Genomic DNA, 24,815 nt, shown 5'->3' on the forward strand with positions numbered 1-24,815 from the left:
CCGCCTTTTCTCCCCGTCACTATACGGGGAGAAATGTCCGGCAGGACAATGAGGGGCAGCGCTGACTTTGGGGCGATTGGCGTTCTCCGCTGCAAGTCGGACTTGTCGTTGGCCTAAAGCGATTGCCCTGGCACAAAGGCCGCCTCCCCTTGCGTCAGCCCCGCTTTGATGGCTGACTGTCGCGACGCGGGCCGCATTGGGGGATGGGGATGGCGACGGCAAAGCACGTGATGAAGCGCATATTGATGATGTTGGCCGGCTACTTCGTGTCGGTGCTGGTCGGCCTGATCGCCATCGCGGTGATCTATGGCGTGCTCAGCTCCTTGCCCGACGCGCCCAGCTATTTCGACGTCATGGGCGTTTCGCCGATCGCGGTGCTGCTGGTGCCGCCGCTCGGCATGTTCGTCTATTTCCTGACCATCGTGGTGACCGCGCTGCAGACGCTGATCTTCGCGCTGATCGCCGAGTTCTTCTCGTTGCGCAATGTCCTGCTGCACATGGTTTTCGGCGCCGGCGCCGCGGTCGGCGGCTTCGCCCTGATCTGGCCGAGTGCACCGGAGGATATGGACCCGGAGCGTTGGGTCGACATCGGCATCATTGCCGCTGCCGGCCTTGTCGCCGGGTTGCTCTATTGGCTGATCGCCGGGCGCGACGCCGGCTTCCGGCGGCCACTGTTCGAGCGCTAGATCAACTCGAAGGCGAGCGAACCGCCTCCGTAGCGTCCAGAGCCTGCTTCAGGCGCGAATCGCGGTCGTAGACGTCACCGAAGTACTCGACCTTGCCGGACAGATCAGGCCAGGCGGTGAAATAGGCCACATAGACCGGGATCGTGCGTGTCACGTTCTCGGTCGAGTGGCCGTGCTTCAGCTTCTCGGCGATATAGTCCACTGAGGTGCCAAGCACCGCCGCCGCCATGCCGCGCGGGTCCTGCAGCCGCACGCAGCCATGGCTGAGCGCGCGCATATCCCGCTGGAAGAATGACTTCTGCGGGGTGTCGTGCATGTAGATCGCGTGCTTGTTGGGGAACAGGATCTTCAACTCGCCCAGCGCGTTGGCCTCGCTCGGCTGCTGGCGCACGCTGTAGGGGATGTTCGAGCCATAGGCGCCCCAATTGACCGCAGACGAAGGAATGCGCTTGCCGCGCGAATCCGTCACCTCGTAGCCGGCCCGGTCGAGATAGCCCGGATCGCTGCGCAATCTCGGCAGCATCTCGTTGACGATGATCGACTGCGGCACGCCCCAATAGGGATGGAAATCGACCTGCTTGATCTGGTCGTAGAAGAAAGAGGTCTGGTTGGTGGTCCGGCCAACGACGACACGCGTCTTGAGCTTCTCCTCGCCATTGTCGATGTAGCTTGCGGTGAAGGCCGGCTGGTTGATGAAGACGCGCGGGCTGCCGAGATCGGAGGGCAGCCAGCGCAATTCCTCCAGCGCCACTTCCACCTTCAGCAGCTTGTCGGCCTTGGATGTTCCGGCCAGCGTCGCGACGGTGCGCGGGCCGATGACGCCGTCGCCCTTCATGCCCGCCTTTTGCTGCACGGCCTTGATGACCGGGACCAGTTCCGGAACATAGACGTCGCTGGTGGCCAGCCTGGACAGGATCTCGCCATAGGCGCCGCCCATCTCGTCATCGAGATTGCGCGCGATCAGGGTCAGCAGCTTCGGCAGCTCGGGGCTGGTTTCGCCCGGCTTCAGCAACAGTTTGGGGTCGACGACGATTTCGTTTTCCGCACTGGCCTGCAGCGATTCCAGCTCGACGCGCAGTGCCTGGTATTCCGCATTCTGCGGATGCCGCGATTCGAGATAGGTGCGCACTTGCTGGGTATGCGCCAGCGTCCTCAGCACGCCTTGCAAGTCGAGCGGCTTGGCCGGGAAATCATAGTAGCCGGTCATGCGGTTGGGATCGACGCGGCCGTTCTGGGCGTCGTGGGCATAGCGCAGCACACGCGCGGAAAGCGCCATCTCGAAACGGACGAGCTCTTTCAGTTGCGCATTGGCATCGGCCGACGATGCGCCGGCAGCGGGCACTTCGACCGTATAGTCGGCGGGCGTGAGGCCATAGCTTGAAGCCTCGCCAAGCACCCGCACCGCATCCTGCGCACGGCTGTTGAGGCTGGTTCCGCTTATCCAGATGAAATCCGGATTGGCCGAGTAGTAGGCGATCACCGCCTTGGCGATGTCGGGCTCGGCCAAGAGTTCGTAGTCGCCCAAGCTGGCAACCGCTTCACGAAACGCAGCGCCCGTAGCCAACGGAACGAAGGCGGCGTCCTGCGGTGTCGCCGGCTCCGGCGTCGCGGCCAATGCCGAGAAGTCGACGCGAACCAGCCGGTCGGCCTTGTAGGTGTAGTAGGATGGGCTGCTGATCTTCACATTGCCGCCGCCACCACCGGACACTTTCGGCTTTGGCTTGTTCTTCGGTGGCGGGGGCGGAAACTCGCCTTTCGGCGCATGCTTGACGCCGCCGCCGAAAAGCATGTCGAACAGCCCCTGCGCGCCTGCCTGGGGTACACCGAAAGCCAGCGTTGCCGTGATCGCCATCAGCGGCATCACGGTTGCCTTGTTTCCGAGGAATTTCATGAATCACCCGCTCCGGCCGCAACCGGTTCCCGTTCCGCACGCTAGATCGTCCCGCTCACCGCATGGCGGATGTAAGGCGCGACTATACTGATTCATACCGATTTCGTTAAGCTTTCATAAATTTTGGAAAGCCTGTTGCAGAACGGTTTCACAAGATCGTGACGGCTGGAGCGGAGGGTGGTTCCGCCCCAGCCGGAAATCTCTGCGGATCAGGCGTTGGCGCCACCATCGATGGTCAGGGCAGCGCCGGTGACGAAGCGGCCTTCAGGGCCTGCAAGCCAGGCGACCATTCCGGCAATGTCATCGGCCTTGCCGAAACGCGGTGTTGCCATCTTCCGGCGCTGATGCTCGGCATGCGGGCCGTCGGCCGGGTTCATGTCGGTGTCGGTCGAACCGGGGTGGACGACATTGGCGGTGATGCCGTGCGGGCCGAGGTCGCGCGCCAGCGCCTTGGTCAGGCCGACCAGCGCCGCCTTGCTGGCTGAATAGGCCGTGAGGCTGCCGTCGGTCGCCCTCTCGGCAAGGTTGCTGCCAATCGAGATGATCCTGCCGCCCTCACCCATATGCACGGCCGCCGCCTTCGAGGCGATGAATGGAGCCCGGAGATTGACCTCCATGGTCTCGTCGAAATCGGCGAGCGACAGCGTGTCGATGGGGGCGGCCCGCCAGATGCCGGCGCTGTTGACCAGGATGTCGAGCCGGCCGAAGGCGGTCACTACGTCGTCGACGGCCTTGTCTATGGCGACCGCATCGCGGTTGTCGGCCCTGATTGCGATGGCGTGGCCGCCCTTGGCCTCGATTTCGGCGACAACCGAGCGAGCCTGCTCCTCGCCATGCACATAAGTCAGCGCGACACTGGCGCCGTCGGCCGCGAGCCGTCGCGCAATCGCCGCACCGATGCCGCGACTGCCGCCGGTGACGAGCGCGGCCTTGCCGCCCAGTTGGTTGGATGACATCGATTTCTCCTTTTGTAACGATCGATACATAAATATCTGTCAGCCTTGCCCACCGGCGTCAACTTAATTATGTATCGATCAACACAGAAAAGATCATCATGTCGGAACGAGGCCGCCCCCGCACCTTCGATCGACCCGCAGCCCTGCGCCGCGCTATGCAGGTGTTCTGGGCGCGTGGCTACGAAGGCGCATCGATGAGCGACCTGACCGCCGCCATGGGCATCAACTCGCCCAGCCTCTACGCCGCCTTCGGCAGCAAGCAGGCGCTGTTCCTCGAGGCGACGGATTTTTACTCGCACACCGAGGGTGCCGACATCTGGCTGGCGCTGGAGGAAGCCCCGACCGCGCGGCAGGCGATCGAACAATTTTTATGCCTGACGGCGAAAGCCTATGCGCAGACCGATCGCCCGCAGGGCTGCCTAATCACGCTCGGCGCGCTGCATCAGGATTCGAGCCGAGGCGCCATCTGCGATGATCTGCGTCGTCGTCGCGCCGAAAACCACACCGCCCTGCAGAAGCGTCTCGAGCGCGGCGTTGCCGAAGGTGAACTGCCGGCGAATTTCGATGCGAGCGCCGCCGCGACCTTCTTCGCCACGGTCCAGCACGGCATGTCGATCCAGGCGCGCGACGGCGCCTCACACGATGCCCTGCTGGCGACGGTTGCCGGAGCCATGGCAGCCTGGAAGACGATGGCCGGCGGCAGCGCGGCGTGACAAACGCCGGCTGGTGTGCTCGAAATCCGCCAGCAAGGCCGGGAGGGATGAGAGCGTGAAAAAGGGTTATCGCGAGCTGCTGGACGAGGCGAACGCCGTGATCGAGGTGGTTTCGCCGGAGGAAGCGGCCGGGCTGCTCGACGATGAAGACACGATCTTCGTCGATCTGCGCGATCCGCGCGAAGTGGAACGCGACGGCCGGATTCCGGGCGCCAAACATGTCACGCGCGGCATGCTGGAATTCTGGATCGACGCCGAAAGCCCTTACCACAAGCCGTTCTTCGCCTCGGGAAAGAGCTTCGTGTTCTTCTGCGCCGGCGGCTGGCGCTCGGCCCTGGCCACAAAGACGGCGCAGGACATGGGGCTTTCGCCGGTCAAGCACATCCTTGGCGGCTACACCGCCTGGAAGGCCGCCGGACTGCCGGTCGAACCCGGCGAGAAGAAGAAATAATCTCGACCGCCGCTCAGTGCAGCAGCAATGGCTCGCGATGCGTCACGAAGCCGACCGCGCGTTCAACCACGCCCTTGTCGGCGAGAATGCGGCGGTGGCCGAGCCCATCGGCCCAGTAGAGCCGCACATGGCCGCCGGCGCCGGCATAGCGCCGTGCATGATCGGCCGAGACTTCGCGGTCGTCTTGCGCGTGGATGACCAGGGTCGGCACCGGGGCCTGGGCAAGTTGGCGGTCACCGGTGAATTCATGCAGCGGCCGGCCGGAAAGATGCTCGACCCGGTCCGCCATGGCGGCTTGCGAGCGCGGGCCGACATTCAACATATGACTGAAGTCGGCAAAGATCGCCGGCAAGGAACTGGGCGCCGCGATCAGCACCAGGCGTCCGGCGGTCAGCGGCGGGATGTTCTTGACCGAACCGGCGATGGCGTTGGCGGCGACGGCGCCGCCGAAGGAATGGCCGACGGCCGCCACGAAGGGACCGAACCATTCGCCGGCAACCCGCACCGCATCCACCGCATTGACCATGTTGAGGCGCCGGCCCTGCGACTGGCCGTGGCCGGGCAGGTCAAGCGAAACGACCCTGTAGCCGGCGGCGCGATAGCCTTCGATCAAGGCGCGCATATATTCGGTGCGCGAGCGCCAGCCATGGACGACGAGCACCGTGCCGGCGGCCGCCCTGCCCGGCTCGGGCCGGAACTCGTGCACCATGACGCAGCCGGTCGCGGTCTTCAGCCGGTGATGACGCGCCTCGGTCATGAACCCGGCCGCACGCTCGACAGCGCGGCGCTCGCCATCGCTGAGCGCCTTGACATTCGGGGTGCGGCAGAACAATTCGAACGCCGCGCGTCCGCTAAGCCGCGGCGCGACACGCTCTGCCGCACCGAACACGCCCCGGATGACCTTCAGCCCGAATGATGCCATAGTGAAAATCCATCCATACGTTCAAGCATGAACATAATAGTTCAAAGATGAACAATAAACAAGAGCTGCCTTGGGACAACCCGCGTTTCCGCAACTGGGTCGCGGTGGCGCGCGCATGCCATTTGCTGGAGCGCACGCTGGCGGTGAAGCTTGCGCCGCTCGATTTGAAGCCGGCGCAGCTCGACGTGCTGATGAACCTCTATCGCCACCCCGGCATGTCGCAGCACGATCTTGCCCGCAAGCTGCTCGTCGGCCGCTCCAACATCACCATGCTTTTGCCGCAGCTGGAAGCGCGTGGCCTGCTGCGCCGCGAAGGTGATGAGAAGGACAAGCGCATCCTGCGGCTCGCGCTCACCGAGGCCGGCGAGGCGCTGCTGATGCAGGCGCTGAAAGTGCATATGGCGCTGATCGAGAAGGCGATGAGCCAGTCGACGCCGGAACAATGCGACATGATCGGCGAGCAGATGCGCAAGATCTATGATGTGCTAAAAGAGGCGTGACGGCCTTTCAGCCAGACCTACCACATCGTCTTCTTCGCCCGCTCCGGCCATTCCTTGTCGTAGGTTTCGCCGTCGATGTTGCTGCGGCTGGTGATTTCCAGGATTTGTCCGGGCGTCGGCAGCGACTTCGGGTCGACGTGCCTTGCCGCGTTCCAGAGCTCGGAACGGACGATGGCCCGGGCGCATTGGAAATAGACCGAATCGATGTCGACGACGGTTACCGATCGCGCCGCCTTGCCGTCCACCGTGAATGATGCGCACAGCACTGTATCCGTGGTGATATGAGCGCGGCCGTTGACACGCAGCGTCGTGCCGGAGCCCGGCACCAGGAACAGCAGGCCGACGCGTGGGTCGCGGATGACGTTTCGCAGCGAATCGGCGCGGTTGTTGCCGCGACGATCCGGCATCATCAGGGTTTTCGGATCATGGATGCGCACAAAGCCGGCGAGATCGCCGCGCGGCGAACAGTCCAGTCCCTCCGGGCCACTGGTCGCCAGCGCGACGAACGGCGAGGCTTCGATGAAGGCGGCATATTCGGGAATGATTTGGTCGAGTTCCTTGACCAGCGAGGCCTCGCCTGGAACGCCATAGAGCGCCTCGAGCTGCTCGACCGTGGTGATGACGGACATGTTTTCGCCTCCAAACCTTTGCCGGCGCTACGCCATCTCGATGACGTTTTGACGACGGCGAGGGGAATCAATTTTAGCGGTCCCGGCTCAGGCCCTTTTCCGCAAGCTCCGCGAGATAGGCTTCCCAGCGCGCATCCTTCTCGTGGCCGAGCGTATGCAGGTAATTCCAGGTGAAGATGCCGGTGTCGTGGAAATCGTCGAAGGTGATGCGCACGGCGTAGTTGCCGACTGGCTCGATCTTGAGGATTGCGACATTGCGCTTGCCGGGAACCGTCACCCGCTGATCCGGCGAATGGCCCTGCACTTCGGCCGATGGCGAGGCGACGCGCAGCAGTTCCGCCGGCAGTTCGAACGGCCGATGGTCGGGAAAGGTGACGGACAAAAGTTTGCGGTCCTTGGAGACCCTGAGCTCTTTCGGTGCGGTCATGCTGTTCGATCCCGTCTCATCCGCCCTTCCCTACGCCGCTTCGCTAAACGGGAAAAGACCTGATGAGACCGACCGACATGCGATGTCGGCGCAGGGATGTTACCAAAGATCGAGAGGCGGTATCTTGAATGAATGGCCGGATCGTATCACATAGCGGTATATAACGAAGCCGTTCACGGCCACGGGAAGCGCTTGAAGCATGGACATGATTGATCCTTTCGGCCGCACGATCAGCTATCTCCGCGTGTCAGTCACCGACCGCTGCGATTTCCGCTGCACCTATTGCATGGCCGAGGACATGGCCTTCCTGCCGAAGAAGGACCTGCTGTCGCTGGAAGAGCTCGACCGGCTGTGCACGGTTTTCATCGAAAAGGGCGTCAGGCGATTGCGCCTCACCGGCGGCGAGCCGCTGGTGCGCAAGAACATCATGCATCTCGTGCGCCAGCTGTCGCGGCATCTCGCCAGCGGCGCGCTGGAAGAACTGACGCTGACCACCAACGGCTCGCAGCTGTCGCGCTTTGCCGCCGAACTCGCCGATTGCGGCGTGAAGCGCATCAACGTGTCGCTCGATACGCTCGATGCCGACAAGTTCCACAAGATCACCCGCTGGGGCCATCTCGACAAGGTCATGCAAGGCATCGATGCCGCGCAGGCGGCGGGGCTGAAGGTCAAGCTCAACGCGGTGGCGCTGAAGGATTTCAACGACGCCGAGCTGCCCGAGATGATGCGCTGGGCGCATGGCCGCGGCATGGACCTGACGGTCATCGAAACCATGCCGATGGGCGAGATCGATGCCGACCGCACCGACCAGTATTTGCCGCTGTCGCTGCTGCGTGCTTCTCTGGAACGCCAGTTCACGCTGACCGACATTCCCTTCAAGACCGGCGGCCCCGCGCGCTACGTCCAGGTCGCCGAGACCGGCGGACGGCTCGGCTTCATCACGCCGATGACGCATAATTTCTGCGAAAGCTGCAACCGCGTCCGGCTGACCTGCACCGGCACCCTCTATATGTGCCTGGGCCAGGAAGATGCCGCCGACCTGCGCGCGCCCTTGCGCGCCTCCGAAGGCAACGAGCTGGTCGCCGAAGCAATAGACGAAGCCATCGGCCGCAAGCCCAAGGGCCACGACTTCATCATCGACCGCCGCACCAGCCGCCCATCGGTGTCGCGCCATATGAGCGTCACCGGCGGCTGATCTTTTCGCAAAATTCATGCAAGATCGCTTCGGGATCATGACTTCGAGGCGAGCATGCGGCTGCACTCTTCATTCCTGGCGATTGCGACAATGGCAGCAACCAGTGCGGTCGCCGCGCCGTTCACTTATGTGAATGAGCGTTACGGCACCGTCTGCACCTTTCCCGACGAGATCTTCACCGATCGCCAGCCGGAGCCCGACAATGGCGACGGACAGCAATGGCTGAGTGCCGACGGTGCCAGCCTGATCTGCTCGGGCATCCTCAACATCGACGACGATACGCCGAAAGGCTTTGTCGCGGCGGAGAAGGCGAGCAACGAGCCGGGCTACAAGGTGACCTACAGCAGGGCCGGAAAGGACTGGGCAGTGCTGTCGGGCTTGAAGGAAGGAAAGATCTTTTACGAGCGGCGCCTGTTTGGTGGAGATGGCGTCATCCGCACGGTATGGGTCGATTACCCTCCGGCCCTGAAGTCGAAATACGACCCGCTGGTCGGCGCCATTGCCGGCAGTCTCAAGGGACCATGAACGTTTCGGACCACACCCCAGAAAAAGTCTTGTTCGCGAACCGCAGCCGGATTTACGGCCAGTCTGTTCCAGCCTAGCCTTCCCTGGAAGCGGCTCTTCGCTCACAGGGGGAATACATCATGCGCAAACTCATTCTTTCTCTCGCCTTGCTCGGTCTCGCGGCCGCGCCAGCCGCGGCGCAGTCGATCGGCGGCACCTATACGGTCGCCGGCACCAACTTCGACGGTTCGGCCTATGGCGGCGAAGCCACCATCACGCTGACCAGCGGGACGACCTGCGCGATCCATTGGGAAACCGGTGGCTCATCTTCCGACGGCATCTGCATGCGCAACGATGATGCCTTCTCGGCCGGCTATGTCATGGGCAAGGATATCGGCCTCGTCGTCTACAAGATGACGGACGACGGCTCGCTGCATGGTCTGTGGACCATCGCCGGCAAAGAAGGCAATGGCACCGAGGTGCTGACGCCGAAGAAGTAAGTTCTGCCGCCATTGCAGGTGATCTTCTGGGCCACAAACAAGGCTGTGGCCCAGCCCTTTGCTGTTGCTGTTTCATGCTCGCCTGTTACAGGCTTGCTGCCTAAATCGCGTCGCGTTTGAACGGATTCAGGCGACGCGCTTTAGGTCTTTGTTTCTTATGCATGCCGTTTCCCAAAAATCGAGGTCACTTTGGGCGACATGCATTAGCAGAACCGGTAGCCGTCTTGCCCCTGTCACCAAATCTTCGCGGCGCGTTGTTCATGATGGTGGCGATGGCCGGCTTCTGCCTCAACGACGCCATCACCAAATACTCGTCACAATCGATGAACATGGCGCAGGTCATGTTGATCCGTGGGGCTTTCGCTTCGCTTTTCGTTGGCTTGCTCGCCTGGCAGCGCGGCGCGCTCGCCCGCCCGGGCTCGATGCTGCAGCCTCTGGTGGCCCTGCGCGTGATCAGCGAGGCCGGTGCCACGGTGAGTTTTCTCGTCGCCCTCGCCCATTTGCCGATCGCCAATGTTTCGGCGGTGCTGCAGGCGCTGCCGCTGGCGGTGACGATGGGAGCGGCACTTGTCTTCGGCGAGGCTGTCGGCTGGCGGCGCTGGCTGGCCATCGCCATCGGATTTGCCGGTGTGCTGATCATCGTGCGGCCTGGCTTCGAAGGATTCAGCATCTACTCGCTGGCGGCGCTGGCCAGCGTCGCCTGTTGTGCGGTGCGCGATCTCGCCACCAAGCGGATCCCCAAGGCCATTCCGACATTGCTGGTGTCGACGGCAACCGCGCTTGCCATGACCATCGTCGGTGCCGCGCTGTTGCCGGCCATGGGCGGCTGGACGCCGATGACGGGCAACAGCACAGCCCTGCTGGCCCTGGCGGCGGTGCTGGTGATTATCGGTTACCAATTCATCATCATGGCGATGCGGGCGGGCGACATCTCCTTCATCGCGCCGTTCCGCTATACGGCCCTGATCTGGTCGATCCTGCTTGGCCTGTTCATCTTCGCCGATATCCCCGATCCGCCGATGATCGTCGGCGCCACCATCATCATCGGTTCGGGCCTCTATGCGCTCTACCGCGAGCGGGTCGCCGGCCGGCGCAAGATCGTCGCCGAAAGCACGGGGCCGAGCATGGTTCCGGACGGAATCTAGCCAGATCATTGAAGGTTCTTGTATTTCCGACGGCTGGCGTACAGGCTTCGTGGCATGAAGCGAGACATTGCGGGGATCATCCTGGCCGGTGGCCAGTCGAGACGGATGGGCGGCGGCGACAAGAGCCTGTTGCCGCTTGGCGATGGCTGCCTGCTTGACCAGGTCGTGTCGCGCTTCACTCCGCAGATCGAATCGCTGGCGCTCAGCGCCAATGGCGATCCTGCGCGTTTCCTGCGCTTTGGACTGCCGGTGCTTGCCGACAGCGTGCCCGGCTTTGCCGGGCCGCTCGCCGGAATCCTGACCGGCCTCGAATGGGCCGCGGCCAATACGTCTTGCAAGGCGATTGTCAGCGCTGCCGGCGACACACCCTTCCTGCCGTTGAACCTTGTCGAGCGTCTGGCAGCGGCCGTCGCTCAAAGTCCCGGTTCGATTGCCGTTGCCCGCTCGGCCGGCAAGCGGCACCCGACCTTCGCGCTCTGGCCGCTCGGCTGCCGCGATGCATTGCGGCACTTTCTGGTCGATGAGGACAACAGGCGGGTTTCGGCTTTCATCGACCGGCACGGTTTTGTCGAGGTGGAATTCCCGGTTCTGCAATCGGCGGGGGGCGATCCTTTCTTCAACATCAACGAGCCGGACGATCTTGTGTCTGCCGAGCGTCTGTTGCAGAGCATCAAGCCATGAACAGACGCGTCTTCGGCATCACCGGCTGGAAGAATTCCGGCAAGACGACTTTGACCGAAAGGCTGGTCACCGAACTTGTCAGGCGCGGCTGGAAGGTGTCGACGGTGAAACACGCCCATCATGATTTCGACATCGACAAACCGGGTGCCGACAGTTTTCGCCACCGGCAGGCCGGCGCCACCGAAGTCGCGATCGTCTCCGGCGTTCGCTGGGCACTGATGCACGAGCTGCGCGGCGAGGATGAGCCGACATTGGAGACTGTACTGTCGCGGCTTGCCCCTTGCGACCTGGTGCTGGTCGAAGGCTACAAGCGCGAAGCCCACAGCAAGATCGAAACCCGCCGGCTGGATGCGAAGGACCGTACGCCGCTTTCGGCGGAGGATCCCAACATCGTCGCTGTCGCCGCCGATTTTGCGATTGAAGGCGAGCTGCTGCCAGTATTCGATCTCGACGATGCAAAATCGATAGCCGACTTCATCGAGCGCACCACTGGGCTCGTTGCTTGAGCGCTGACGCAACGGCAGAATAGCCTTGCCCATTTTTATGGTTTTGCAGTTGCTTTTTTCTTGGAAAGAGTGGGAGTATCGCGCCAGCGGGCGGTCAAAAGCACCGCCCCACAGAGCCGTTCGGAACGACGGCCGGGACCATAAAGAGAGGACCATAATGCGTATTTCACTGCGTATCGCGCTTGCCGCATCGGCCGCGCTGCTGACGCTCGGCGTCGCCCAGGCCCAGGAAAAGACCCTGAGGATCGGCACCGAAGGCGCCTACCCACCCTTCAACAACCTTACCGCCGATGGCCAGCTCGTGGGTTTCGACATCGACATCGCCAAGGCGCTTTGTGATGAGATGAAGGTCAAGTGCACCTTCGTCGCCCAGGATTGGGACGGCATCATTCCCGCCCTTCAGGCCGGCAAGTTCGACGCCATCGTCGCCTCGATGTCGATCACGCCGGAGCGGATGGAAAAGGTCGACTTCTCGCACAAATACTACAACACGCCGTCGGCGCTCGCCGTGCCGAAGGACAGCACGCTGAAAGGCGTGACCAAGGAAGATCTCGCCGGCAAGACCATCGGCGTCGCCACCACCACGACGCATTTCAACTATGCCTCAAAGACCTACACCGACAGCACCGTGAAGGGCTATCCGAGCAGCCCCGAGGAGCAGGCAGATCTTGCCAATGGCCGTCTCGACGCCATCGAGGACGATATTGTCGTGCTGCAGCAGTTTCTGGATTCGCCTGACGGCGCCTGCTGCAAGATCCTCGGCCAACCTTCGCCGCAGCCGGTCGAGATCTTCGGGCCTGGCGCCGGCATTGCCGTGCGCAAGGGCGAAACCGACCTGGTCAACAAGCTCAACTCGGCCATCGACGCCATTCGCGCCAATGGAAAATACAAGGAAATCAACGACAAGTACTTCAAGTTCGACGTCTACGGCGCCGAGTCCTGATAAATACGGTCAAGACGGCGGGGAATTTCCCCGCCGTCTTTCTATTCGTCTCGGGAATGCCGTGGAGATAAGACCGGTCGATGCCAGCCCAGAGCATATGGACACTTCTCAGTTGGGGACCCGAAGGCTGGCTTGACGATATTGCCTATGGCGCACTGATCACCATTGCGCTTGCGCTTGCCACGCTGCCCATCGGATTGACGATCGGCTTTTTCATTGCACTCGCCAAGCAGTCCGAAGAACCCTCGTTGCGCCTTGCCGCCAACATCTACACCACCGTCTTTCGCGGCCTGCCGGAACTGGTGACGCTTTTCCTGTTCTTCTTCGGCATGCCGATCCTGCTGCAGCATCTCGTCAGGTATTTCCGGCCGGACACCACCATCGACGTCAACAGCTTCGTCGCCGGCATGATCGTGCTTGCGCTGATCTTCTCGTCCTATGCCAGCGAGGTTTTCCTGTCGGCCTTCCGCGCCATTCCCAAAGGTCAATACGAAGGCGGCTATGCCATCGGTCTTTCGAACTGGCTGACCATGCGCAAGGTGATCGTGCCGCAGCTGCTGCGCATCGCGTTCCCCGGCCTGGAGAACTGCTGGCTCAGCCTGCTCAAGGACACGTCCCTGGTATCGGTTGTCGGCCTGGCCGAAACGCTGCGCAATGCCAGCATTGCCGCCCGCGTCACCAAGCACGCTTTCCTGTTCTTCGGCGTCGCCTCGCTGGTGTTTCTTGGCCTGGCCGTCCTGTCGTCCTTCGCCACCAGCGCGATCCTGCGTTCGCTTGGCCGGCGGGAGGCGCAGCGATGAGCGCCACGGCCACAATGGTCGAACGTCCGCCGCCACGTGCGCGCGGTTGGCCGCGCAGGCGTATCGTCGGCTACGCGCTGGTCTGCCTATGGATCTTATTCGGCCTCGGCATCGTCAGCTATCTCTTCCTTGCCTGGAATCCCGATTTCTTCGCCAAATATGCGCCGGCCTATTTGCGAGGGCTTGGGGTAACGCTTTCGCTGGTTTCCATATCGATGGTGCTCGGCGCGATCCTGTCGGTGCCCGTCGCTTACGGGCGCATGTCCAAGAACCGGATCCTGTCCGGCCTCGCCTATTGCTACGTCTATTTCTTCCGCGGCACGCCGCTGCTGGTCCAGACTTATCTCGTCTATTACGGATTGGGCTCGTTCAGGGTCGAGCTCCAGTCGATCGGCCTCTGGGACTTTTTCAAGGACGCGTTCAATTGCGGCGTCTTTGCCTTTGCGCTCAACACCGCCGCCTATCAGGCCGAGATTCTGCGCGGCGCCATCGAGAGCGTGCCTCGTGGGCAGTGGGAAGGCGCTGCCTCGCTTGGCCTGCACAAATTGCAGACCTTGCGCAAGATCATCCTGCCGCAAGCACTGATCGTCGCCTTGCGGCCCTATGGCAACGAACTGATCCTGATGGTCAAGGCTTCCGCGATCGTCGCCATCATCACGGTTTATGATCTGATGGGCAATGCCAAGCTCGCCTTCGCCAACTCGTTCGATATCCAGGCCTATATCTGGGTCGCGCTCGTCTATCTGGTGATGGTCGAGATATTGCGCCATGGCGTCGAATGGATCGAGCGCCGGATCACCGTTCACCTGAAACGCTGACTATTTCAATTCAGCTGCACCAGTCGATCCTGCCCTACGCGTCTTGACGAATTGAGCGCAGAGCCTAGAGCTTTCGCAGCAAATTCCGTTTCTGAAGGGCAAGCTCATGGCATCTGTTGCATTTCTCGGTCTTGGCGTGATGGGCTATCCGATGGCCGGGCACTTGAAGAACAAGGGCGGCCATGATGTCACCGTCTACAACCGCACCAAGGCCAAGGCCGAGCAATGGGTTGGCCAGCATGGCGGTAGCTTTGCGGCGACGCCGGCACAGGCCGCCGAGGGCAAGGATTTTGTCTTCTCCTGTGTCGGCAATGACGACGATCTGCGTTCGGTGACGACGGGTCCGGAAGGCGCCTTCAAATCGATGAAGAAGGGTTCGGTCTTCATCGACAACACCACGGCCTCGGCCGAGGTCGCTCGCGAGCTGGCGGCGGCGGCGGAAGCCGGCGGGTTTTCGTTTCTCGATGCGCCAGTCTCGGGCGGCCAGGCCGGCGCCGAGAATGGTGTGCTGACCGTCATGGTCGGCGGCGAGCAGGACGCTTTCGACAGAGCGAAGCCTGTTATCGACGCTTTTGCCCGCATGGTCGGCTTGATGGGGTCGGCCGGTGCCGGCCAGCTCACCAAGATGATCAACCAGATCACCATAGCCGGGCTCGTCCAAGGCCTGGCCGAAGGCATCCATTTCGGCAAGAAGGCCGGACTCGACATCGAGAAGGTGATCGAGGTGATTTCCAAGGGCGCTGCGGGCTCCTGGCAGATGGAGAACCGTCACAAAACGATGAACGCCGGCAAATATGATTTCGGCTTCGCCGTCGACTGGATGCGCAAGGATCTCGGCATCTGTCTGGCCGAGGCCGATCGCAATGGCGCCAGACTGCCGGTGACAGCACTTGTCGACCAGTTCTACAAGGATGTGCAGGCGATGGGCGGCAAGCGCTGGGACACGTCCTCGCTGCTGGCGCGCCTGGAGAAGTAGGTTTCCGCGGTGGCAGAGCTCTCACCTCAATCCACAGCCGCGGAAGTCGTCGCCCATCTTCGCGCTATCGGGTCGGAGGAGAACCGCCTCGGCATGTTGCGCTACGGCATCAAGATCGACCGTGCGCTTGGTATCTCGCACGGCATGCAGCGGCAGATCGCCAGGAAGATCAGACGCAACCACGAGCGCGCCTTGGAGCTATGGGACACCGGCATCATGGAGGCGCAGTTCATCGCCTCCGTCACGGCTGACCCGAAACGGTTTTCTGCTGAAGATACAAGACGATGGGCGGCCAGCTTCGACTCCTGGGACATCGTCGACGGCGTCTCCGACCTCTTTGTCGATACGGACGCCTGGAAAGAACTGATCGCCGAGTTCGCGGCGGACGAGCGGGAATTCGTTCGGCGCACGGCCTTTGCCATGATGGCCTGGTCTGTCGTTCACCGGAAGAAGGAGCCGGAGACGACCTTCCTCGCCTTCCTGCCGATCATCGAAACGCATGCCAACGACAGCCGCAATTTCGTGAAGAAAGCCGTGAACTGGGCGCTTCGGTCGATCGGCAAACGATCAATGGACATGCACGGCGCTGCCCTGGCTGTCGCCGAACGATTGGCGCAGTCGGCAGACAAGACGGCGCGCTGGATCGGCAAGGACGCCGTAAGGGAGCTGTCCAATGCCAAGACGCTCGCGCGGATCGTCGCCAGGAAAGGCTGACGGCGCGGAAATCCGCTTTCCGGCATGTCTGGATCTCGCCGACATGTGAAGTGGCTGCCGACATGTGATGCGGCGGGAGCGTTGACGTCGTTGACAGCGGCGTCTTTACTTGAGCTTCAAAGGGACGCGGCAATGAGCAATCCTCCCAAATCAAGCCTGGCCTTCGCAGCGGCATTGTTTGTGTCCGCGGCCACCGATGCCTCGGCCGAGACCGCGCACATATTCTGGAAGGATCTGCGTCCGGCTACGCAATCCGCCGCCGAAAACGTCGGGCTGCCGATGATCGCGGCAAAATTGCCCGACCATGGCGAGACGCTGTCCCTCAACCTGCAGGACAAAAGCATTCAGCTAGCCGGCTACGCATTGCCGGTCGATCGCGACGGCGATCTTGTCTATCAGTTCCTGCTGGTGCCGTGGACGGGTGCGTGCAGCCACATGCCAACGCCGCCCCCCAACCAGATCGTGCTGGTCACGCCGGCACGTCCCTACAAAATGTCCGAGGCCTATCAGCCGGTCGCGGTCACCGGCGCGCTGAAGCCGGACATGGAGAAGAGCCAGCTGTTCATCCTCGACGGCGTCAGCGTCATCCAGTCTGGCTACAGCGTCCGCAAGGCAGACGTGGTCGCCGTCGGCAGCGTACCGGACACCGTCACCCTGCCGGTCAACTCGCCCTGGAGTTTCCTCAACAAAAAGAAGAACTAAGCAGGACAACCTGCTGCAGCTCAGGCGGCGTTGGCACCCGATTCCTTGTCCAGCACCATGTAGTCGAGCGGGATTTCGGTCGTGTACTTGATCTGCTCCATGGCGAAGGACGACGACACGTCACGGATTTCGATCTTGGCGATCAGCCGCTTGTAGAAGGCGTCATAGGCGGCGATGTCTGGAACCACGACCCGCAGCAGATAATCGACGTCACCGCTCATGCGGTAGAACTCGACCACCTCGGGAAACTCCTGGATGACTTCCGAGAAACGCCGCAGCCATTCATGGCTGTGCGAATTGGTGCGGATCGACACGAAGACGGTGACGCGCACATTGACCTTTTCATGGTCGAGAATGGCAACGCGCCGCTTGATGACGCCTTCCTCCTCGAGCTTCTGGATGCGCCGCCAGCAAGGTGTTGTCGACAGCCCGACTTTCTTGGCGACGTCGGCGACCGCGAGTGTCGCGTCCTCCTGCAAAAGGCGGAGAATTTTTCTATCGAGGCGGTCCATATTTTGCTCCCCAGGGGAATAGATTGGCTATACTCCCCCTTATTCCGGCCTTTCACAAGAAAGAAATTCTGCCAATTGACGGAAAAGCGAGTGATTTCTTGCTGCAAGGTCAGCCGAGGCGATATCGGATTTCCGAACGCAGAAAAGGCAGCAAATCCATTTCAAACCATGGATTCTTCTTCAGCCAGCCGGTGTTGCGCCACGAGGGATGCGGCAGCGGCAGCACTTTCGGACCGACGGAATTCTCCCAGATGGAGCGCCAGTCCATGACCGTTTCGGTCAGGGAGGGCCGGCGCGCCGCACCCATGTGCCAGGACTGCGCATAGATGCCGATCGTCAGCACCAGATCGATCCGTGGCATCGAGGCCATCAAAGGTGCGCGCCATGCCGCCGCGCATTCGCGCCTCGGCGGTAGATCTCCCCCCTTGGCATCCTGGCCGGGAAAGCAGAAGCCCATCGGGACGATGGCGAATTTTTCGATGTCGTAGAATTCGTCGCTCGTCACGCCAAGCCAACTGCGCAGGCGGTCGCCGGAGGCGTCGGTGAACGGCATGCCCGACAAATGCACCTTGGTGCCGGGCGCCTGGCTGGCGATCAGGATACGGGCGCTGGACGATGGGCGCAGCACTGGTCGTGGCTCATGCGGCAACGGCTTGCCGGCCGGATTTTCCACGCAGATACGGCAGGCGCGGACCCTGGCGACGAGGTTTTCGAGTTCAACAGTCATTCTCAGGCTGATGCGCTCGGCCGGCTGGAGACGGCCTGATGCCAGCGCAACACATTCGCGCAGTCATCCGGCACCTTGATGCGTGCCGGCTTCATGAAGTCGACGGCGATCAGGCCGGTGATATCGGCAATCGAATAGCTGTCGCCGGCGATGAACTCCCGGCTGCCCAGTTCGCCGTCCAGCAGCCTGAGGAACGCCACGGCCTTCGGCTTGTTGGCCTCACCCCATTCGGGGACCTGCGGGATTTCCCATTCCTTCATGGCCGGATGGGTGTGCCGGAAGGCCTGCGTGACGCAACTGAGCAAATTGAATTCCATCCGCCTCTGCCACATCTCGACCTGCGCCTTGCCGAGTGCGCCGCGCCCGAACAGGGCCGGTTCGGGATGCAGTTCCTCGAAATAGCGGCAGATGGCGACGGATTCGGTGATGACGGTGCCGTCGTCGAGTTCCAGCACCGGCAGGCGCTGCAAGGGATTGCGCGAGCTGACCGCCTGTTGCCTGTGTTCAAGCGCCCCCATGTCGATGGGCACCTGCGGAACCTCGATGCCTTTCTCGGCCAGGAAAACGCGGACCCGCCGTGGATTGGGCGCCCGGCCTCCGTCGAAGAGTTTCATTCCATCCTCCTGTTCGTTCTCGGTTCCAGTTCCAGGACGCGCATCACCAGAAGCGAAAAATCTCGCGCACGGCATCGCCGATCGAGGCCAGTGTGCCGTGCTTCTTCTCGACGACTTCGCCGTGATGGCTGTCGCGCCAGTCCTGCGGCCGATCGAACGTTCCCGCCCAGATGCCGGCCTTTCCCGCCCGCGCGACGGCCTCCTCGCTCTCGAAGTCGCCGAAAGCAACCGCCCAGCCTGCTTCGACCTGCGCCCGATTGAGATCCTTGCCGCCGGCGGTGCAGTCGCCGAGCAGCCGGCCATAACGATCACGCTGCCAGCCGGTACAGGAGACGGGCTTGCCGGCGATCAGGCGAACGAGCGACTGACGCGCAAGCGTGCCGCAGGAATAGTCCGCGCCGTTCCTGAGGCAGGTCTGCGTATATTCCGGAGCATCGATGCCGCGCATGCGGATACGCTCGGTGCCAAGCGTGATCGAATCGCCGTCGTTGATGATTGCCACGCCTTGCGTCTTGCGTGTCTCCACCCGGTCGAGGCGGGCCGCCAGCAGGATCAGCAGTCCGAGGATGATGACGGCAAGCCCGTAATCCACCAGCCGGCGCCACAGGCTTCTGGGGCGCGCAACGTATCGCCGGCGCGATCTTGGCGACCATGAGCGGCTCATATGGCAAACGGTTGGTTAATCATTCGAACGTAGCTTAACACTTGGAAACCGCTGCTCGCATAAATTGAAGTTTTGATGCCCTTGCAACGCTCGAACACAGCGGACAAGTTCATTGTGGACCGCAGGAAACCTCATCGCAACAGCGATGTGGCGCGCGCGGTGCGCAAGACGCGTGACCGTCTTTCGCAGCAGGCCGGCAATCCCGATTTCGATCGCGAACTGTTGAAGCTGCATGCCCGCGCGATGACCAGCGGCGCCATCGCCATCCCGCTTCTTGTCCTGTCGATCGCGGCGGCCGGCCGGCTGGCCGGAATCGGCAACGAGATCGGGCTCTGGGCGCTGTTCACCCTGACCTGCTACACCATCGTTGCCTTCATGGCGCGGCGCATCGAGCGCACGGAAGCTTCCGAGCTCAACCCTTCGCAAGCACGACGGGAATTCCTGATCGGCCATTTCCTGTGCGGTCTCGGCTGGGCATGGTTTGTGTGGCTTGGCTGCAGCGTCTGCGAGGTCGATCCGTTCCACATCGTCAAGGCCGTGGTGCTGTTGTTCGCCATGGCGGCGACCGCGGTGATGACCTCGTCTCTGCGCGGGGCGCTGTTGGCCACCTTTGCCGTTCCCGTGGCGCTCTACGCTTATGCCGGCGCCAAGCTATGGATGCCGGTCGAGGCAATCATGGCCGCGCTGCTGGTCATGTCGCTGCCGTTCTTCGCCTATGTGGCCCGGCATCTCAACCACTCGTCCCTGATGATGTTGTCGTTCCGCTCCGAAAAGGATGCGCTGATCGCCGAACTGGAGACGGCGAAATCGATGTCGGACGAGGCGCGGCGGCGGGCCGAAGACGCCAATCTGGCGAAATCGCGGTTCCTCGCTTCGATGAGCCACGAATTGCGCACGCCGCTCAACGCCATTCTCGGTTTTTCCGAGGTGATGTCGAACGAGGTGCTGGGGCCGATGAGCAATCCCACCTATCGCGACTACGCCCATGACGTGCACGAATCCGGCCAGCATCTGCTCGACCTGATCAACGAGATCCTCGACCTCTCGCGCATCGAGGCCGGGCGCTACCAGCTCAACGAAGAGCCGGTGATGCTGCTTGGTATCGTCGAGGACTGCTGTCACATGATGGAGTTGAGGGCGCGCAACAAGGACATCCGGGTCGTCCAGGATTTCGAACACGAACTGCCGCGCCTTTTCGCTGATGAGCGTGCGGTGCGACAGATCACGCTCAACCTTCTGTCGAATGCCATCAAGTTCACCGCCACCGGCGGTGAAATCCGTGTCCGCGTTGGGTGGACGGCGGGCGGCGGACAATACATTTCGATCAAGGACAACGGTCCGGGCATACCGGAAGACGAGATCCCGATCGTGCTTTCCGCCTTCGGCCAGGGCTCGATCGCGATCAAGAGCGCCGAGCAAGGCACCGGGCTTGGCCTGCCGATCGTGCAAGGGCTGCTCGCCATGCATGGCGGCGAGTTCGAACTTCATTCCAAGCTGCGCGAAGGGACCGAGGCGATCGCCATCTTCCCGCTGAGCCGGGTGATGGAGGAACTGCCAGCACTGCCGACCGCGGCGGTGGCGGCTCGACGACGGTAAGCGTCGCGGCGAACTGTGTCGATGGCCAGCAAGAAGGACGGCGCCCCACGATGGCAAAAGGTGATTGGCACGTCGTGGGCATAGAGATCCACTCGGACCGCCTTCGCTTGAGGCTGTTTACAGCCGACGACGCTGAAGACTATTTTTCGCCATCACTCCCGCCATCACCCGTTTCATGCAGTGGGAACCACCTCGATCACTGGCGGCCTTTGCCGAAGTATGGCGATCCTGGCTGACGCCAATCCAGGACGGATCGGATTTGCACTTTGTTGTGCGTGCATTGGCGGACGATCGCTGTCTGGGACTTGTCGGCCTTCATGCAGCGAAGACCGTGTGTCCCGAACTCGGGATCTGGATCAGGGAAGACGCTCAAGGAAACGGCATTGGCCAAGAGGCAATTGCTGCTGTCGCGGAGTGGGCCTCCGAGGCACTCGAACCGGACTGTTTCGAATATCCGGTTGCCGAAAGGAACGTGGCCAGCAGAAGAATAGCGGAACACCTTGGAGGCGTAATAGTCGGCGGCCGCTCCAACCCAAAATACAACGCTGTCGTCTATCGCATTCCCAATTCCGGCGCTAATACCTCAAGACTCTAGCCGCGTACTGCCGCAGCCATGCCCGAACTGGTCAGCGCGGCGGCCTTGACCAGACCCGCGGCAAGGGCGGCCCCTGCCCCTTCGCCATGGCTGATGCCCAGATCAAGCAACGGGCGCAGGCCGAGCCTTTGGGCGGCGCGAGCATGCGCGGGCTCTGGCGACAGACTGGCCAGAAGGCAATGATCGAGCGCGGTGGGATTGACGCCATGCAGTACCGCTGCGGCTGCCGTGGCGGCCAATCCGTCGAGCAGCAGCGGGATCTTCTGCATGCGCGCGGCAAGGATGGCGCCGGCGATCGCCGCGAATTCACGGCCGCCGACCCGGCGCAGCGCCTCGAGCGGGTCGCCGAGATGGCCGTCATGAAAAGCCAGCGCCGCATCGACCACGTCGGCCTTGCGTGCCTGCATGGCCGCATCGGCGCCCGACCCCGCGCCGACCCAGTCGGCGCCCCTGCCCCTGAACAGCGCCGCAAACAGGGTGGCGGCGACGGTGGAATTGCCGACGCCGAGATCGCCGAGACACAAAAGGTCGGTGCCGCCGGCGATCGCTTCCATGCCGAAGGCCATGGTGGCGGCACAGCCACGCTCGTCGAGCGCGGCATCCTCGGTGATGTCGGCGGTCGGGATGTGCAGGGCGAGATCGAAGACCTTCAGTCCGAGGTCGTTGGCGATGCAGATCTGGTTGATCGCGGCACCTCCGGCGGCGCAAAGCTCGACCGCATTGGCGGTCGCCGCCACCGGCCGTGGCGAAATGCCGTGGCGCGTGACGCCGTGATTGCCGGCAAAGACCGCCATCAGCGGTCTTGTCACCGCGGGTGGGGCCCGCCCGCTCCAGGCTGCCAGCCAGGCGGCGATGTCCTCGATACGGCCAAGCGAATTGCCTGGTTTGTCGGCCTTGGCAAACAGCATGCGCACGCGGGTCTCGGCTGCCGTGTCGGCCGCCGGCAGATTGGCCAACAGGTTGCGAAAATCGTCGAAGGGCAGTGCGCTGGTCATCTTGTTGTCGATCATTCCCTAGAGTTGGTGAGCGGCATAACCGCCTTGCGAGGTTGGCACAACCTCCGGGATGATGCGCCTGCTTTGACGCAAAGCCGCCCCCAAGGGCGCAATCGCGAGGGCTTGCATTGGCTTTGCCGTTGCACCATGTGGAGGTGGAACAAGGGATTCCGGATGGAAGCCCAAGAGAAAGTCATGACGGCCATCGAATCCCCGTGCATCCTGGTCTGTTCGATCGACATGAAAACCGGCTTCTGTTTCGGTTGCGGCCGCACGCGCGAGGAAATCGGCGCCTGGATCGGGATGACGACGGAAACGCGCCGCAGCGTCATGGCGCAATTGCCGGCCCGGCTGGAAACGGTCGAGCGCCGGCCGCGCCGGGAAACGCGCCGCACCCGCATCGCGCGCGAACGCGACGCGCTATCGTGAGGTGCGGATGAGCCGGTTGTTCTGGGTCTTGATGGCCGCGATCGGAGTGGGAGCAGTCCTGCTCATGCTCAACGATTCCGCCGGCAGCACGCTCGGCGTGGAGAACAACGATTTCAGCCGGCTGATCTGGCTCGGCGCCTTTGGCGCCCTTGTCGGCGCCGGCCTGCTTCGCTCGGGCCGGCCCCTGGGCGCCATGGCCCGCAACCTCGGCGCCTGGGCGGCCATCGCGCTCGCGCTGATCGCCGGTTACCAATATCGCTATGAGTTGCAGGATGTCGCGAGCCGGGTGACCGCGGGCCTTGTTCCCGGCAGCCCGCTTGCGCTTGGCGTCGAAGACGGCCACGCCACAGTGACGCTCGACAAGGCGGACAACGGCCATTTCGAAGCGCGCATCCTGGTCAACGGCAACCCGGTCCGGGCCGTGGTGGATACCGGCGCGACCAGCACCGTGCTGACGTCGCAGGATGCGCAGGCCGCCGGATTCAATCCGGCCGCGCTCAACTACACCATACCGGTTTCGACCGCTAACGGCATGGCACGCGCCGCGGCCGTGAAAACCGATCAGATTGCGATCGGCGGCATCACGCGCAAGGATATGTCGGTGATGATCGCCGCACCCGGCATGCTCAGCCAGAGCCTGCTCGGCATGAACTTCATCGGTTCATTGTCGGGTTTTGACGTGCGCGGCGACCGCATGATCCTCAGGGATTGATCCCCGAAGCTCAAGCCGCTTCGGCTGCTGCTCCACCGAACTCGATGGCCGCGAAAGCCGTCTTCAGAACGTCGGGGCCGGCGCCGGGTTTTGTCGCGTCGGTGGACAGGATCTGCCGGTAGCGGCGCGCGCCGGGCAGGCCATGGAACAGTCCGACCATATGGCGAGTGACATGGCCAAGCCGGCCACCCTGCTCGATATGGCGTGCCGCATAGTCCGCCATGGTATCGATCAGCGCGGCAAAATCGAACGGCTCGGACTGGACGCCGTAGAAAGCGGCATCGACGCCGGCCAGAATGCCGGGCGTGTGGTAGGCGGCGCGGCCAAGCATGGCGCCATCGACATGGTCGAGATGCGCCAACGCCTCTTCGATCGTCTGAATTCCGCCATTGATGCCAATGAATTCGTTATGTTTTCTGGCCTTCAGCCGATAGACCCTGTTGTAATCTAGCGGCGGGATGTCTCGGTTTTCCTTGGGGCTCAGTCCTTCCAGCCACGCCTTGCGTGCATGCACCCACAACGCGTCGGCGCCGGCATCGAAAACACCATCCGCCAGCGCATCCAGGGCCGGCTCCGGATCCTGCTCGTCGACGCCGATGCGGCATTTGACGGTCACGGGGATCTTCACCGCCGCTTTCATCGCCGCGACGCAGCCGGCGACGAGGTCCGGCACCTTCATCAGGCAGGCGCCGAACGTGCCCGACTGAACGCGGTCTGACGGACAGCCGACATTGAGGTTGATCTCGTCATAGCCAAAAGCCTCGCCGATGCGGGCAGCCTCGGCGAGCTTTTCACGATCAGAGCCGCCGAGCTGCAGCGCGACCGGATGTTCCGTCTCATCGAAGCCGAGCAGCCGCTCGCGCGCGCCGTGAATGACCGCGTCGGCCACCACCATCTCGGTGTAAAGCAGTGCATGGCTCGTCAACTGGCGGTGGAAGAACCGGCAATGCCGGTCCGTCCAGTCCATCATCGGCGCCACGGCCACTCTATGGTTTTGATTTTTCAGCATTTTTTTCTTTAACATCAAATCGTTAGAACCTGCCGAGTGCACACGAATTTACGCCAGAATACGACCCTTTCGCCACGTTTCGATCTCTCAATGCACACGGAGCGCACACGAAAAATGGCCACCTACACTAAACTCTCATCCGGTTCCTGGCGTGTCCAAGTCCGTCGCAAAGGTCGCTACGTCAGCGAGACCTTCCTGCGCAGAGACGACGCACGGCGCTGGGCGACCGAAGCGGAGCGCCAAGTCGATCGCGGCGAGACGCCGACCAAGTCCGCACGGCGCGCCTAAAAACCTTCGGCGAAT

32 protein-coding genes are annotated in these 24,815 nt (G+C 62.6%); 21 read left to right on the plus strand and 11 right to left on the minus strand.

The features are described 5' to 3' along the window. Positions 1–203: 203 nt before the first annotated feature. Positions 204–686 carry a hypothetical protein gene (locus NKH52_RS06465; protein ID WP_352728601.1) on the plus strand — a complete coding sequence of 161 codons (483 nt, stop codon included), beginning with the start codon at positions 204–206 and terminating at the stop codon, positions 684–686. A gap of 1 nt (position 687) precedes the next feature. Here NKH52_RS06465 and NKH52_RS06470 read toward each other — a convergent pair whose 3' ends face one another. Then, positions 688–2,577, minus strand: a complete 1,890-nt coding sequence (locus NKH52_RS06470) for a L,D-transpeptidase family protein (protein WP_352728600.1) — start codon at positions 2,575–2,577, stop codon at positions 688–690. 209 nt (positions 2,578–2,786) lie between these two features. Further along, positions 2,787–3,533, minus strand: coding sequence for a 3-oxoacyl-ACP reductase family protein (locus tag NKH52_RS06475; RefSeq protein WP_352728598.1), 747 nt, complete (start codon positions 3,531–3,533; stop codon positions 2,787–2,789). Between the two features lie 98 nt (positions 3,534–3,631). Here NKH52_RS06475 and NKH52_RS06480 point away from each other — a divergent pair, with 98 nt between their 5' ends. Next, positions 3,632–4,246: a TetR/AcrR family transcriptional regulator gene (locus NKH52_RS06480; protein WP_352728596.1), complete on the plus strand. Its 615-nt coding sequence runs from the start codon at positions 3,632–3,634 to the stop codon at positions 4,244–4,246. A 55-nt stretch (positions 4,247–4,301) separates the two neighbouring features. After that, positions 4,302–4,697, plus strand: a complete 396-nt coding sequence (locus tag NKH52_RS06485; RefSeq protein ID WP_352728594.1) for a rhodanese-like domain-containing protein — start codon at positions 4,302–4,304, stop codon at positions 4,695–4,697. Between the two features lie 13 nt (positions 4,698–4,710). Here the strand turns inward: NKH52_RS06485 and NKH52_RS06490 are convergent, their stop codons facing one another. After that, a complete protein-coding gene (locus NKH52_RS06490) occupies positions 4,711–5,619 on the minus strand; it encodes an alpha/beta hydrolase (protein ID WP_352728592.1) in 909 nt (302 codons plus the stop codon). Positions 5,620–5,666: 47 nt separating this feature from the next. Here NKH52_RS06490 and NKH52_RS06495 point away from each other — a divergent pair, with 47 nt between their 5' ends. Then, on the plus strand, positions 5,667–6,119 hold the full coding sequence (locus tag NKH52_RS06495) for a MarR family winged helix-turn-helix transcriptional regulator (protein WP_352728590.1): 453 nt from the start codon (positions 5,667–5,669) through the stop codon (positions 6,117–6,119). A 17-nt stretch (positions 6,120–6,136) separates the two neighbouring features. On the opposite strand, the gene NKH52_RS06500 is transcribed toward NKH52_RS06495, so the two are convergent. Together NKH52_RS06500 and NKH52_RS06505 are read right to left on the minus strand one after the other, a co-directional pair. Further along, the gene (locus tag NKH52_RS06500) at positions 6,137–6,748 is read right to left on the minus strand and encodes a pyridoxamine 5'-phosphate oxidase family protein (protein ID WP_352728588.1); all 612 of its coding nucleotides are present in this window, start codon (positions 6,746–6,748) and stop codon (positions 6,137–6,139) included. 73 nt (positions 6,749–6,821) lie between these two features. Then, complete coding sequence (locus NKH52_RS06505) at positions 6,822–7,175, minus strand: gamma-butyrobetaine hydroxylase family protein (RefSeq protein WP_023813958.1); 354 nt, start codon at positions 7,173–7,175, stop codon at positions 6,822–6,824. A 199-nt stretch (positions 7,176–7,374) separates the two neighbouring features. Between NKH52_RS06505 and moaA the strand changes: the two genes are divergently transcribed. The 12 genes from moaA (at position 7,375) to NKH52_RS06565 (ending at position 16,659) form a co-directional block, all read left to right on the plus strand. Further along, positions 7,375–8,370 carry a GTP 3',8-cyclase MoaA gene (gene moaA, locus NKH52_RS06510; RefSeq protein ID WP_031213805.1) on the plus strand — a complete coding sequence of 332 codons (996 nt, stop codon included), beginning with the start codon at positions 7,375–7,377 and terminating at the stop codon, positions 8,368–8,370. Between the two features lie 90 nt (positions 8,371–8,460). Continuing rightward, positions 8,461–8,895 (plus strand): hypothetical protein, encoded by a 435-nt coding sequence (locus tag NKH52_RS06515; RefSeq protein ID WP_352728586.1) that lies wholly within the window; start codon positions 8,461–8,463, stop codon positions 8,893–8,895. Positions 8,896–9,014: 119 nt separating this feature from the next. Then, positions 9,015–9,374 carry a hypothetical protein gene (locus tag NKH52_RS06520; RefSeq protein ID WP_023813955.1) on the plus strand — a complete coding sequence of 120 codons (360 nt, stop codon included), beginning with the start codon at positions 9,015–9,017 and terminating at the stop codon, positions 9,372–9,374. Positions 9,375–9,598: 224 nt separating this feature from the next. Then, positions 9,599–10,519, plus strand: a complete 921-nt coding sequence (locus NKH52_RS06525) for a DMT family transporter (RefSeq protein WP_352728584.1) — start codon at positions 9,599–9,601, stop codon at positions 10,517–10,519. Between the two features lie 54 nt (positions 10,520–10,573). After that, a complete protein-coding gene (gene mobA, locus NKH52_RS06530; protein ID WP_352728582.1) occupies positions 10,574–11,200 on the plus strand; it encodes a molybdenum cofactor guanylyltransferase MobA in 627 nt (208 codons plus the stop codon). Continuing rightward, positions 11,197–11,706: a molybdopterin-guanine dinucleotide biosynthesis protein B gene (gene mobB, locus NKH52_RS06535; RefSeq protein WP_352728580.1), complete on the plus strand. Its 510-nt coding sequence runs from the start codon at positions 11,197–11,199 to the stop codon at positions 11,704–11,706. Before mobA ends, mobB begins: the two co-directional genes overlap by 4 nt. A gap of 157 nt (positions 11,707–11,863) precedes the next feature. Beyond that, on the plus strand, positions 11,864–12,649 hold the full coding sequence (locus NKH52_RS06540; RefSeq protein ID WP_027036615.1) for an ABC transporter substrate-binding protein: 786 nt from the start codon (positions 11,864–11,866) through the stop codon (positions 12,647–12,649). 80 nt (positions 12,650–12,729) lie between these two features. After that, on the plus strand, positions 12,730–13,449 hold the full coding sequence (locus NKH52_RS06545; RefSeq protein ID WP_127297297.1) for an ABC transporter permease: 720 nt from the start codon (positions 12,730–12,732) through the stop codon (positions 13,447–13,449). Continuing rightward, on the plus strand, positions 13,446–14,267 hold the full coding sequence (locus tag NKH52_RS06550; RefSeq protein ID WP_352728577.1) for an ABC transporter permease: 822 nt from the start codon (positions 13,446–13,448) through the stop codon (positions 14,265–14,267). Before NKH52_RS06545 ends, NKH52_RS06550 begins: the two co-directional genes overlap by 4 nt. Positions 14,268–14,373: 106 nt before the next feature. After that, entirely contained in the window at positions 14,374–15,243 is an 870-nt protein-coding gene (locus tag NKH52_RS06555) for an NAD(P)-dependent oxidoreductase (RefSeq protein ID WP_352728575.1), read from the plus strand. Positions 15,244–15,252: 9 nt separating this feature from the next. After that, positions 15,253–15,957, plus strand: a complete 705-nt coding sequence (locus NKH52_RS06560; RefSeq protein WP_352728573.1) for a DNA alkylation repair protein — start codon at positions 15,253–15,255, stop codon at positions 15,955–15,957. 132 nt (positions 15,958–16,089) lie between these two features. Then, positions 16,090–16,659 (plus strand): DUF3299 domain-containing protein, encoded by a 570-nt coding sequence (locus NKH52_RS06565; protein ID WP_352728571.1) that lies wholly within the window; start codon positions 16,090–16,092, stop codon positions 16,657–16,659. 20 nt (positions 16,660–16,679) lie between these two features. Here the strand turns inward: NKH52_RS06565 and NKH52_RS06570 are convergent, their stop codons facing one another. The 4 genes from NKH52_RS06570 to NKH52_RS06585 all read right to left on the minus strand — a co-directional run bounded on the left by NKH52_RS06570 (position 16,680) and on the right by NKH52_RS06585 (position 19,176). Continuing rightward, positions 16,680–17,171: an Lrp/AsnC family transcriptional regulator gene (locus NKH52_RS06570; RefSeq protein WP_006205209.1), complete on the minus strand. Its 492-nt coding sequence runs from the start codon at positions 17,169–17,171 to the stop codon at positions 16,680–16,682. A gap of 109 nt (positions 17,172–17,280) precedes the next feature. After that, positions 17,281–17,961 (minus strand): uracil-DNA glycosylase family protein, encoded by a 681-nt coding sequence (locus tag NKH52_RS06575; protein WP_128303649.1) that lies wholly within the window; start codon positions 17,959–17,961, stop codon positions 17,281–17,283. Continuing rightward, a complete protein-coding gene (locus NKH52_RS06580) occupies positions 17,901–18,512 on the minus strand; it encodes a glutathione S-transferase (protein WP_128303648.1) in 612 nt (203 codons plus the stop codon). Before NKH52_RS06580 ends, NKH52_RS06575 begins: the two co-directional genes overlap by 61 nt. Before the next feature lie 43 nt (positions 18,513–18,555). Continuing rightward, positions 18,556–19,176: a thermonuclease family protein gene (locus NKH52_RS06585; protein WP_352728569.1), complete on the minus strand. Its 621-nt coding sequence runs from the start codon at positions 19,174–19,176 to the stop codon at positions 18,556–18,558. A gap of 75 nt (positions 19,177–19,251) precedes the next feature. Here NKH52_RS06585 and NKH52_RS06590 point away from each other — a divergent pair, with 75 nt between their 5' ends. Then, complete coding sequence (locus NKH52_RS06590) at positions 19,252–20,772, plus strand: sensor histidine kinase (RefSeq protein ID WP_352728567.1); 1,521 nt, start codon at positions 19,252–19,254, stop codon at positions 20,770–20,772. A 175-nt stretch (positions 20,773–20,947) separates the two neighbouring features. Beyond that, positions 20,948–21,367, plus strand: coding sequence for a GNAT family N-acetyltransferase (locus NKH52_RS06595; protein WP_352728565.1), 420 nt, complete (start codon positions 20,948–20,950; stop codon positions 21,365–21,367). Here NKH52_RS06595 and NKH52_RS06600 read toward each other — a convergent pair. Then, positions 21,364–22,362, minus strand: coding sequence for a nicotinate-nucleotide--dimethylbenzimidazole phosphoribosyltransferase (locus NKH52_RS06600; RefSeq protein WP_352728850.1), 999 nt, complete (start codon positions 22,360–22,362; stop codon positions 21,364–21,366). The genes NKH52_RS06595 and NKH52_RS06600 overlap by 4 nt on opposite strands. 195 nt (positions 22,363–22,557) lie before the next feature. On the opposite strand from NKH52_RS06600, the gene NKH52_RS06605 reads away from it, so the two are divergent. Both NKH52_RS06605 and NKH52_RS06610 read left to right on the plus strand, forming a co-directional pair. Further along, complete coding sequence (locus NKH52_RS06605) at positions 22,558–22,791, plus strand: DUF1289 domain-containing protein (RefSeq protein ID WP_352728563.1); 234 nt, start codon at positions 22,558–22,560, stop codon at positions 22,789–22,791. Positions 22,792–22,798: 7 nt separating this feature from the next. Continuing rightward, positions 22,799–23,503: a TIGR02281 family clan AA aspartic protease gene (locus NKH52_RS06610; protein WP_352728561.1), complete on the plus strand. Its 705-nt coding sequence runs from the start codon at positions 22,799–22,801 to the stop codon at positions 23,501–23,503. Positions 23,504–23,513: 10 nt separating this feature from the next. Here the strand turns inward: NKH52_RS06610 and dusA are convergent, their stop codons facing one another. Continuing rightward, entirely contained in the window at positions 23,514–24,512 is a 999-nt protein-coding gene (dusA, locus tag NKH52_RS06615) for a tRNA dihydrouridine(20/20a) synthase DusA (protein WP_352728559.1), read from the minus strand. Between the two features lie 114 nt (positions 24,513–24,626). On the opposite strand from dusA, the gene NKH52_RS06620 reads away from it, so the two are divergent. Further along, positions 24,627–24,800, plus strand: a complete 174-nt coding sequence (locus tag NKH52_RS06620) for a hypothetical protein (RefSeq protein WP_352728557.1) — start codon at positions 24,627–24,629, stop codon at positions 24,798–24,800. The last annotated feature ends 15 nt before the right edge of the window (positions 24,801–24,815 follow it).

Source organism: Mesorhizobium sp. M1066, from assembly GCF_040318635.1.
Classification (GTDB): domain Bacteria; phylum Pseudomonadota; class Alphaproteobacteria; order Rhizobiales; family Rhizobiaceae; genus Mesorhizobium.